The sequence below is a fragment of the Bradyrhizobium sp. Mp27 genome (assembly GCF_029953005.1).
Lineage (GTDB): Bacteria > Pseudomonadota > Alphaproteobacteria > Rhizobiales > Xanthobacteraceae > Bradyrhizobium > Bradyrhizobium barranii.
Map to the genome: position 1 here is coordinate 55,221 of NZ_JASAUS010000040.1, position 9,697 is coordinate 64,917.

General features: G+C 65.0%; 8 protein-coding genes. 3 read left to right on the forward strand and 5 right to left on the reverse strand.

Translation table 11 applies throughout. The annotated features are described in order from the left end of the window. Positions 1-9: 9 nt before the first annotated feature. Positions 10-819: a ComF family protein gene (locus tag QJT78_RS21345; protein WP_028149485.1), complete on the reverse strand. Its 810-nt coding sequence runs from the start codon at positions 817-819 to the stop codon at positions 10-12. A gap of 226 nt (positions 820-1,045) precedes the next feature. On the opposite strand from QJT78_RS21345, the gene QJT78_RS21350 reads away from it, so the two are divergent. Next, positions 1,046-1,912, forward strand: a complete 867-nt coding sequence (locus QJT78_RS21350) for a methyltransferase domain-containing protein (protein ID WP_049807621.1) — start codon at positions 1,046-1,048, stop codon at positions 1,910-1,912. Between the two features lie 159 nt (positions 1,913-2,071). Here the strand turns inward: QJT78_RS21350 and mutT are convergent, their stop codons facing one another. The 3 genes from mutT to QJT78_RS21365 form a co-directional block, all read right to left on the reverse strand. Next, on the reverse strand, positions 2,072-2,482 hold the full coding sequence (mutT, locus tag QJT78_RS21355; protein ID WP_028149483.1) for an 8-oxo-dGTP diphosphatase MutT: 411 nt from the start codon (positions 2,480-2,482) through the stop codon (positions 2,072-2,074). Between the two features lie 11 nt (positions 2,483-2,493). Continuing rightward, positions 2,494-3,735 carry a bifunctional glutamate N-acetyltransferase/amino-acid acetyltransferase ArgJ gene (gene argJ / locus QJT78_RS21360; RefSeq protein ID WP_038943304.1) on the reverse strand — a complete coding sequence of 414 codons (1,242 nt, stop codon included), beginning with the start codon at positions 3,733-3,735 and terminating at the stop codon, positions 2,494-2,496. A gap of 100 nt (positions 3,736-3,835) precedes the next feature. Next, a complete protein-coding gene (locus QJT78_RS21365; RefSeq protein ID WP_028149481.1) occupies positions 3,836-4,756 on the reverse strand; it encodes a peptidylprolyl isomerase in 921 nt (306 codons plus the stop codon). 354 nt (positions 4,757-5,110) lie between these two features. Between QJT78_RS21365 and secA the strand changes: the two genes are divergently transcribed. Next, the gene (gene secA / locus QJT78_RS21370) at positions 5,111-7,951 is read left to right on the forward strand and encodes a preprotein translocase subunit SecA (RefSeq protein ID WP_028149480.1); all 2,841 of its coding nucleotides are present in this window, start codon (positions 5,111-5,113) and stop codon (positions 7,949-7,951) included. Positions 7,952-8,282: 331 nt separating this feature from the next. Here the strand turns inward: secA and QJT78_RS21375 are convergent, their stop codons facing one another. Beyond that, entirely contained in the window at positions 8,283-8,717 is a 435-nt protein-coding gene (locus QJT78_RS21375; RefSeq protein WP_014490415.1) for a MarR family transcriptional regulator, read from the reverse strand. Positions 8,718-8,896: 179 nt separating this feature from the next. On the opposite strand from QJT78_RS21375, the gene QJT78_RS21380 reads away from it, so the two are divergent. Then, positions 8,897-9,628 (forward strand): ABC transporter substrate-binding protein, encoded by a 732-nt coding sequence (locus tag QJT78_RS21380; protein WP_348652388.1) that lies wholly within the window; start codon positions 8,897-8,899, stop codon positions 9,626-9,628. The last annotated feature ends 69 nt before the right edge of the window (positions 9,629-9,697 follow it).

Sequence of the window (9,697 nt, forward strand, 5' to 3'; positions counted from 1 at the left end):
GTCATTGAATTATATGGGACGGGGGCCGCTCTCGACAACCCGGGCGAACACCAGCACGTCCACCTGGGCCGCCTTGGCGCGCAGCAGGGCCCGCGCGCAGGCGTCCAGCGTCGCCCCCGAGGTCAGGACATCGTCGATCAGGACGATGCGGCGGCCCTGGATTTCCGCCTGGCGGTCGGGGGATACCTGGAATGCGCCCTGCACATTGGTGGCGCGCTGGGTCCGCGACAGGCCGATCTGCTGCTCGGTCGCGCGCACCCGGCGCAGCACTTCGCCGCGCACCCTGACACCGCTCTGCCGCGCAATGATGCGTGCGAGCGCCCCGGACTGGTTGTAGCGGCGCCGCCACGCCCGGCGCCAATGCAGGGGAACGGGCACCAGCATGTCGGCTCCGGTGAGCAGTTCGGCGCCCGCGCGCGCCATCCAGCGACCCATGGCCGGTGCCAGATCGGTACGGTCCTGGTATTTCAGCGCATGCACCAGCGTGCGCGCGACGTCGTCATAGCGCACCGCCGCGCGTGCACGCTGGTAAGCCGGCGGGCTCGCGATCGCCTCCATCGACAGCATGTCGGGGCCGGGATCATAGACGAAGGGAATGCCGAGGCGCGGGCAATAGGGCCGTTCGATGAACGACAGCCGCGCCCAGCAGGCCGCGCAGACGCCCTCGCCATCGACCGGCTCCCGGCAGGACACGCACAGCGTCGGCAGCGCAATGTCGAGCGCGAGCCGTGCGGCGCGTGACAGCACGTGGCGGCCGGCCGTCCACGCGGCACGCAACGGCGCGGCGATGGAGCGGGTGGGGGCGGCGTCGGCTTCCATGGGAGGAGGCTAGCGTTAAGGGAAGAGCCGCTCAAGCGACTGAATCGGTCTCGTGCCCCGGACGCAGCGCAGCACTCCCGGCGATGCGAAGCATCGTCCGGTGCGGTGCGCTGCAGAGCCGGGGCCCATCTCATCGCATCGTGTGATGTCGCTCTCTGGGTCCCGGCTCTGCGCAGCAGCGCTAAGAGTGCTGCAGCGCGTCCGGGACACGAGAGAGGAGATTGCCATGGCGGTCGTGATCGGCGTAAGCAGCGGCATGCCTCAGAACCCGCAAACCCCGCCCGCTCTGTTCGATCGCGCATTGCTGCATGCGCGGCAGCGGCGCGCACATGCGCAGGGCGAGGTGACATTCCTGCTCGATCGTGTTGCGGAGGACATGAGCGACCGGCTGGCCGCCGTGATGCGGGAGTTTCACGCTGCGGCCGATCTATGGACGCCCGGTGAGGGGCTCACGGGGCCGCCATCACTTCAGCGGATCGCGCTCGACGAAGCGGGAGCGGAAAAACTGCCCTTTGCCCCGGAAAGCCTCGACCTCGTCGTCTCGGCACTGGCGCTGCAATTCGTCAACGACCTGCCGGGCGTGTTGGCGCAGATCCGCCGTGCGCTGAAGCCCGATGGTCTGCTGCTCGCCGCAATGATCGGAGGCGACAGTTTAACGGAGCTGCGGCAGGCCTTTGCGGCGGCGGAAGCCGAATGCGAGGGTGGCGTGTCGCCGCGCGTGGCCCCGTTCGCGGATTTGCGCGACATCGGCGCGCTGTTGCAGCGGGCGGGCTTTGCACTTCCGGTCACCGATGTCGACCGCGTGGTGGTGCGCTACGCCAATGCGTTTGCGCTGATGCAGGATCTCCGCCGCATGGGCGCGGCCAATGTGCTGATCGAGCGGCGGCGCACGCCGACGCCGCGCGCGACGCTGCTGCGGATGGCCGAAATCTATGCCGAACGCTTTGCGGATGCCGACGGCCGCATCCGTGCGACATTCGACATCATCTGGCTCTCCGGCTGGGCCCCGCATGCAAGCCAGCAGCAGCCGCTCAAGCCGGGGTCGGCCAAGGCGAGCCTGGCGGAGGCGGTGAAGAAGGCGGGGGAGACGTAAGCTCTCTCCTCCGTCATGGCCGGGCATAGCCGTCTGAAGGACGGCGTCGCTTCCGCTCGCCTATGACCCGGCCATCCACGTCTTTCTGCTCGGCACGAAGATCGTGGATGCCCGGGACGAGCCCGGGCATGACGCTGAGAGCGTGGTGCACGACTCAGCTCACATCAGCAAATCGATCAGATGCGGGATCAGCGGAATGTCCGCGGGCGGCATCGGGTAGTCGCGCAGCTTGTTGGCGCGGACCCAGGCCAGCGTTTGGCCTTCGCGCGGCGTTACCTGCCCCTCCCAGCGCCGGCAGATGTAGAGCGGCATCAACAGGTGAAAGGTCTCGTAGCCGTAGCTCGCAAAGGTCAACGGCGCCAGGCAGGGTTCGGCGACGGTGATGCCGAGCTCTTCGTGCAGCTCGCGGATCAGGCTCTGCTCCGGCCGTTCGCCCGGCTCGAGCTTGCCGCCGGGGAACTCCCAGAGGCCCGCAAGCGTCTTTCCCTCCGGGCGCTGCGCAATCAGGACGCGCTTGTCGGCGTCGACGAGCGCGCAGGCCACCACCAATGTCAGTTTGAGATCGGCCATCGGCGTTCGGTTTAAGACCTGTAATCCCCGTTGATCGCGACATACTCCTTCGTGAGGTCGCAGGTCAGCACGCGGTCGCGGCCCTTGCCGAGGCCGAGCGAGACCTTGATGGCGATCTCCGGGGCCTTCATCGCCTCCGACACCTGCGCCTCGTCGTAGTCGGGATCGCGCGCGCCGCTCTTGGCGACGCGGATGCCGTTGAAGGAGATCGAGAGCTTGTCGCGATCGGCCGGCTCGCCGGCCTTGCCGACCGCCATCACCACGCGGCCCCAATTGGCGTCCTCGCCGGCGATTGCGGTCTTGACCAGCGGCGAGTTCGCAATCGACATCGCGATCTTGCGCGCCGACGCCTTGGTCTTGGCGCCCTCCACGGTGATCTCGACCAGCTTGCGCGCGCCCTCGCCGTCGCGGGCGACCTGCTCGGAGAGATTGGCGAGCACCTGGTTGAAGGCTTTCACGAAGGCCTTCAGGCGGGGGTCGCTGGCGCGGCTGATCTTTGGCGCACCGTGCTCGGCGGCGGCGCTGGTGGCGAAAGCCAGCAGCGTGTCCGAGGTCGAGGTGTCGCCGTCGATCGTCACCGCGTTGAAGGTGTCATCGACGCCGCTCTTGAGCAGGGCTTGCAGTGCAGCGGGCGCGATCGGCGCGTCGGTGAAGATGAAGGACAGCATCGTCGCCATATCGGGGGCGATCATGCCGGCGCCCTTGGCCATGCCGTTGATGGTGACCTTGGCCTTGCCGAGCTTGACGGTCGCGGTCGCGACCTTCGGGAAGGTGTCGGTGGTCATGATCGCCTTGGCAGCAGTGAGATAGTCGCCGGGCTCGGCAGTCTCGGCCAGCCGGCCGAGCACACCGTCGAACTTGGTCGCGTCCAGCGGCTCGCCGATCACGCCGGTCGAGGCCAGGAAGATCTCGCCCTCGCTGCATCCGACCGCCTTGGCCGCGATCTTCGCGGTCAGCGCGGTGGAGCTGCGGCCGGTCTTGCCGGTGAATGCATTGGCGTTGCCGGAATTCACCACCAGCGCGCGCGCCTTGCCACCCTTCAGCTTGGCGCGGCACCATTCCACCGGCGCGGAGGGGCATTTCGACCTGGTGAAGACGCCCGCGACCGCGGTGCCCTTGTCCATCACCGCCAGCAGCACGTCGGTGCGGTTCTTGTAGCGGATGCCGGCTTCGGCCGTCGCAAGACGGACGCCCGCGATCACGGGCATGTCGGGGACAGTTTTGGGGGCGAGCGGGGAGACGGAGGAGGACATCGGGGCGCCTTGGTGAGGTCTGGATATGCAGATGGCCGGGCATTTGCCCGGCCATTGCGACGTTAGATACTATTGGCGTCCGCGAAGTGACAGCGAATTCTTACTTCTTCGCGGGGGGCGCCATCTTGCTGTCGGACGGCTTGGCAGGGTCGGCCGGCTTGGCATCCGGTTTGGCATCCGCTGCCGGCTGGTCCGTCCGCTCGACCTTGGCTTCCGCGCGGAGCTTGGCGACGTAGTCGGCCTGGGCCTTGCGGGTGACGTACTGCTCGATCTGGGCCTTGACCTGCTCGAAATCAGGCGCCTTGCGGTTGCGCTTTTCCTCGACCTTGATGATGTGCCAGCCGAACTGCGACTTCACGGGATCGGAGATCTTGCCCGGCTCGAGCGTGAAGGCCACGGCCGAGAATTCCGGCACCATCTGCTCCTTGGTGAAGAAGCCGAGGTCGCCGCCATCGGCGGAGCCCGGATCCTTGGACTTCTTCTTGGCGAGCTCGGCGAAATCGGCACCCTTGTCGAGCTCGGCCTTCACCGCCTTGGCCTCGTCCTCGGTCTCGACCAGGATGTGGCGGGCGCGCACCTCCTGCTCGCCGGTGATCTGCTTGGAGGCCTCCTCATAGACCTTCTTCATGGCGTCTGGGGTGGTGGCGGCCTTGCCCTCGTTGGCGAGCAGGCTGTCCATCAGCAGGCGGTTCCGGGCGAACGCCAGGCGCTTCTTGAACTCCTCGCTGTCGGCAACCTTCTTGTCCTCGGCAGCCTTGCTGACGATTTTCATGTCGATCAGGAAGGACAGCACGTTCTCGTCCTTGGTCGCCGGGTCCATCTGGGCGAGGCTCGCCCCGAGTTCCTCCTCGGCCATGGCGACGTCGCTCTTCTTGATTTCCGCGCCATTGACCTTCGCCAGGACCGGATCATCGGCAGCCCGGCCGGGACCCGCGATCAGCGCCAGCGCAAGGCAGCCCACGAGGGCGGTGGCGAGGCCGAGGCGCAGGCCGGTTTTGGTTACCGGGAACGAGGTGGTCATGGAAAATCCTTTTGTTGAAGCAGGGGGCTGCTCGAGCGGGGCGGACACTCGCCTAATTCAGGGGGCCTTGGCAACGCGAAAAGTCTGTCAAAATGATGAATTAGCCGCAATGCGCCCGCCGTTGACAAGGCCCTGACCGGGCCATATCTCTGCCCGGTCGCGACCATGGCGATGGCGTTTATTTTGCTGCGTTTTTGGCCGTTGAACCCAGACTTGCCCAATTCCCACCCATATGGCGGATGACCCCCCGCAGTCCGGGCTCTGTCGCCATCAGGCGTCACGGTGAGTTGATAGGCAGGGGGGTGACAACTTCTTGGCTGCAACGCGGTTGAATCGCGAACACAGGAACTAGGCATGATCGGCGCGCTCGCCCGCAAGTTTTTCGGCTCCGCCAACGACCGGCGGGTGAAGGGATATCAGTCCCGCGTCAACGCGATCAACGCGCTGGAGCCGGAGGTTTCGAAACTCTCCGATGAGGCGCTGAAGGCCCGCACTGCCGAGTTCAAGAAGCAGCTCGCCGAGGGCAAGACGCTCGACGATCTGCTGGTGCCGGCCTTCGCCACCGTGCGCGAAGCCGCCAAGCGCACACTCGGCCAGCGGCATTTCGACGTGCAGCTGATCGGCGGCATCGTGCTGCACGAGGGCGACATCGCCGAGATGAAGACCGGCGAAGGCAAGACGCTGGTCGCAACGCTCGCGGTGTACCTCAACGCGCTCGCGGGTAAGGGCGTCCACGTCGTCACCGTCAACGACTACCTCGCCCGCCGCGACTCCGGCTGGATGGGCCAGATCTACGGTTTCCTCGGCATGACCACCGGCGTGATCGTGCACGGCCTGGACGATGCCGAGCGCAAGGCGGCCTATGCCTGCGACATCACCTACGGCACCAACAACGAATACGGCTTCGACTATCTGCGCGACAACATGAAGTACCGGCTCGAGGACATGGTCCAGCGGCCGCACTTCTATGCCATCGTCGACGAAGTCGACTCCATCCTGATCGACGAAGCGCGCACGCCGCTGATCATCTCCGGCCCGCTCGACGACCGTTCGGACTTCTACAACACCATCGACGGCTTCCTGCCCAAGCTCGACAAGACCGATTACGAGGTCGACGAGAAGCAGCGCACGGTGACGCTGACCGAAGGCGGCATGGAGAAGATCGAGACGTTGCTGCGCGACGCCGGCCAGCTCAAGGGCGAGTCGCTCTACGACGTCGAGAACGTTTCCGTCGTGCACCACATCAACCAGGCGCTGCGCGCCCACACGCTGTTCACGCGCGACAAGGACTACATCGTCCGCGACGACGAGGTCGTCATCATCGACGAGTTCACCGGACGCATGATGGCCGGCCGGCGCTATTCGGAAGGCCTGCACCAGGCGCTTGAAGCCAAGGAGCACGTCCAGGTCCAGCCGGAAAACCAGACGCTGGCCTCGATCACCTTCCAGAACTATTTCCGGATGTACGAAAAGCTCGCCGGCATGACCGGCACGGCGCTGACCGAAGCCGACGAATTGTTCGACATCTACAAGCTCGAGGTCGTGGAAATCCCGACCAACCTCGCAGTCGCCCGTCTGGACGAGGACGACGAGGTCTATCGCACCCAGACCGAAAAATACGCCGCCATCCTGGCGGAGATCGAGCGCGCCAATGCGCGGCTGCAGCCGGTGCTGGTCGGCACCGCCTCGATCGAAAAATCGGAAGTGATCGCCGAATACCTCAAGAAGCACGGCTACCGGCAGATCGATTTCGGCAACGAGAACTCGATGCAGAAGCTGTACGCCGCGGCCCGCGCCGGCAAGCCGGCAAAGCTGTTCGCGGTGCTGAACGCGCGCTTCCACGAGCAGGAAGCCTATATCGTCGCGGAAGCCGGCGTGCCCGGCGCGATCACGATCGCCACCAACATGGCCGGCCGCGGTACCGACATCAAGCTCGGCGGCTCGCTCGAGATGCGGATCCAGCAGGAGACTGCCGGCATCGAGGACGAGGCCGAGAAGGCGAAGAAGATCGAGCAGATCAAGGCCGACATCGAGCACTTCCGCGACATCGTGCTGAAGGCCGAGGAAGAGGTCGAGATCGAGCCGGCGAAGGGCTCGAAGCCCGCCAAGACCGCGAAGAAGCCCGGCGGCCTCTACATCATGGGATCCGAGCGCCACGAATCCCGCCGCATCGACAACCAGCTGCGCGGCCGTTCCGGCCGTCAGGGCGACCCCGGCCGCTCGAAGTTCTTCCTGTCGCTGGAAGACGATCTGATGCGCATCTTCGGCTCGGATCGCCTCGACAGCATGCTGCAGCGTCTCGGCCTCAAGGAAGGCGAGGCGATCATCCATCCCTGGATCAACAAGGCGCTCGAGAAGGCGCAGCAGAAGGTCGAGGCGCGCAACTTCGACATCCGCAAGAACCTGCTCAAGTTCGACAACGTCCAGAATGACCAGCGCAAGGTGATCTTCGACCAGCGCGTCGACCTGATGAAGGACGACAGCGTCGCCGAGACCGTCACCGACATGCGCCACGCCTTCATCGACGATCTCGTCGCCAAGCACGTGCCCGAGCATGCCTATGCCGAGCAGTGGGACGTGGCCGGCCTGAAGGAAGAGCTGAAGCGCGTGCTCGATCTCGACCTGCCGGTCGACGACTGGGCCAAGGAAGAGGGCATCGCCGACGAGGAGCTGCTCACCCGCATCGAGACCAAAGCCGACGAGCACATGGCGGCCAAGGTCGGGCAATGGGGTCCCGACGTGATGCGTTACGTCGAGAAGACCATTCTGCTCCAGACGCTCGACCATCTCTGGCGCGAGCATCTGATCATGCTCGACCATCTGCGCCAGGTCATCGGCCTGCGTGGTTACGGCCAGCGCGATCCGTTGCAGGAGTACAAGACCGAGGCTTTCAATCTCTTCCAGGAGATGAGCGCGCATCTGCGCGAGGCCGTCACGGCGCAGCTGATGCGCGTCGAGATCGTCCCGCCGGAGCAGGAAGCCCCCGTGCTGCCGCCGATGGAAGCGCACAAGTTCGACCCCAACACCGGCGAGGACGAAATGGCGCTCGCCAGCGTCACGCTCGGAGCGCAGGCTTCCGACGCAGCTCTTCGCGATCCGAAGAACCCTGCAAGCTGGGGCAAGGTCGGCCGCAACGAGGATTGCCCCTGCGGGTCGGGGAAAAAGTACAAGCACTGCCACGGACGGTACGCGTAAGGTTTAAAACGTGATGAGGCGTGAAGTCGGCGCCTCACTCTCGGCCGTCGTCGCCCGGCTTGACCGGGCGACCCAGTACGCCGCGCTTCTCGGCTCAATCACATCAGTCTCTGGAATACTGGATCGCCCGCTTTCGCAGGCGATGACGACCACGTGCGTGGCGCACAGTTCCTGCGACGTCATCGTCTCGCGAAAGCCGCGGCTCGCACGACGTCATAGCCCGGATGGAGCGAAGCGTAATCCGGGAATCCTGTCGCTGTGAAAAGGAGACCCCGGATTACGCTTCGCTCCATCCGGGCTACGGTTGCTCAGCAAGGCGCGACACGCCCGTCTAATTCGAGCTGTCGATCAAGCTCTCCAGCAGCCGCTTCAGTTCGCTCGTCGATTTGTCGCCGTAGCTCTCCAGGATGTGCTCCTCCTGGTCCACCGCGAGCGAGTTGAGCTTCTTGCACAGCACCTTGCCGCGGTCGGAGATGAACATCAAAACCTTGCGGCGGTCGTTCGGGTCCTGCACGCGATAGACCAGCGTGTCGGAGACCATGCGGTCGATCATCTTGGTCAGCGTCGGATGATTGAGCAGCACCGCGTCCGCGAGTTCGCCCATCGAGTGGCCATCGCCGTCCGACAACACCTTAAGGATGCGCCACTGCTCGACGGGAACGCCTTCCTTGCTGAGGCGCAGTTCCAGCTGCCGGTTGATCTCCCGGTTGGCTTGCGCGAGCAGGTAGGCGAGGTGTTCGGTGATCGGGGAGTTCGGTTTTGCCACGGCTAAGACTTCGTCTTGACCCAAATGAGTGAATGTCTTGCAATCAATGCTGCTTCTATATGCACTTCAATTGTTGAATATTCAATATTTTCAAAATAGGATGATTGCCTAACAAAAGGGCGGATGCCGCGGCCGCCTGCTCATTGTGCTTTCAGGTCTGGTGCCAGACAGGAGTTGGCGTGCACGCGACGGTAAACTTCCCGGCTCACGGCAGTCCGGCGATGCCGCCGTCCTTGCTGCTGAGGAATCTGTCGTCGTCGGGCGCCGATAGCTCGCTGTCGCCGGGCGATCGTGCTTTCCTCAGGCGGCGTGGCGCGAACAAGCTGCGCATCGGCGGCTTCATCTGCTGCACGGGATCGCCAGGCGTGTGGGGCCCCTGCGCGACCAACAGCGCGCAGCTCGCCGTTGCCGAGATTAACAAGCGCGGCGGCATCCTCGGCCGCGAGATCGAGCTGTCGATCTACGACGCCGGCGGGCCGCTCGACGAGGTGCTGAACCGCGCCGAGCAGGCGATCGCGTTCGACGAGCTCGATCTCATCGTCGGGCTGCACACCAGCGCGGTCCGCGTCGGCTTGCGCGACGTCACCACGCGTCATCGCATCCCCTACATCTATACGCCGGTCTATGAAGGCGGCGAGCGCACGCCCGGCGTGATGGCGATCGGCGAGACGCCGCGCTGGCAGAGCCGGCCGTCGATCCACTGGCTTGCCGACGTCAAGAAGGCGTCGCGCTGGTACCTGATCGGCAGCGATTACGTCTGGCCCTGGCAATCGCACCGTGCCGTGAAGAACTACATCAGGGAAACCGGAGGCCACGTCGTCGGCGAGGAGTTCGTTCCCCTCGGCGAGGACAATCACGAGCCGCATTTGGCCCCGTGGGTCGGTCAAAATCCCCCGGGTATGGTCACTTGAAACTCCCCCACCTGATGATCGCCGTCAGCGCCGCTGAACAGCAGTAGCCGGTCAGGCAGGACGTTTATG

What these genes read in the sequence shown, in the direction of transcription:
- QJT78_RS21345 (WP_028149485.1), bottom strand. Translation starts at nt 819, where the DNA reads ATGGAAGCCGACGCCGCCCCCACCCGCTCCATCGCCGCGCCGTTGCGT.
- QJT78_RS21350 (WP_049807621.1), top strand. Translation starts at nt 1,046, where the DNA reads ATGGCGGTCGTGATCGGCGTAAGCAGCGGCATGCCTCAGAACCCGCAA.
- mutT (WP_028149483.1), bottom strand. Translation starts at nt 2,482, where the DNA reads ATGGCCGATCTCAAACTGACATTGGTGGTGGCCTGCGCGCTCGTCGAC.
- argJ (WP_038943304.1), bottom strand. Translation starts at nt 3,735, where the DNA reads ATGTCCTCCTCCGTCTCCCCGCTCGCCCCCAAAACTGTCCCCGACATG.
- QJT78_RS21365 (WP_028149481.1), bottom strand. Translation starts at nt 4,756, where the DNA reads ATGACCACCTCGTTCCCGGTAACCAAAACCGGCCTGCGCCTCGGCCTC.
- secA (WP_028149480.1), top strand. Translation starts at nt 5,111, where the DNA reads ATGATCGGCGCGCTCGCCCGCAAGTTTTTCGGCTCCGCCAACGACCGG.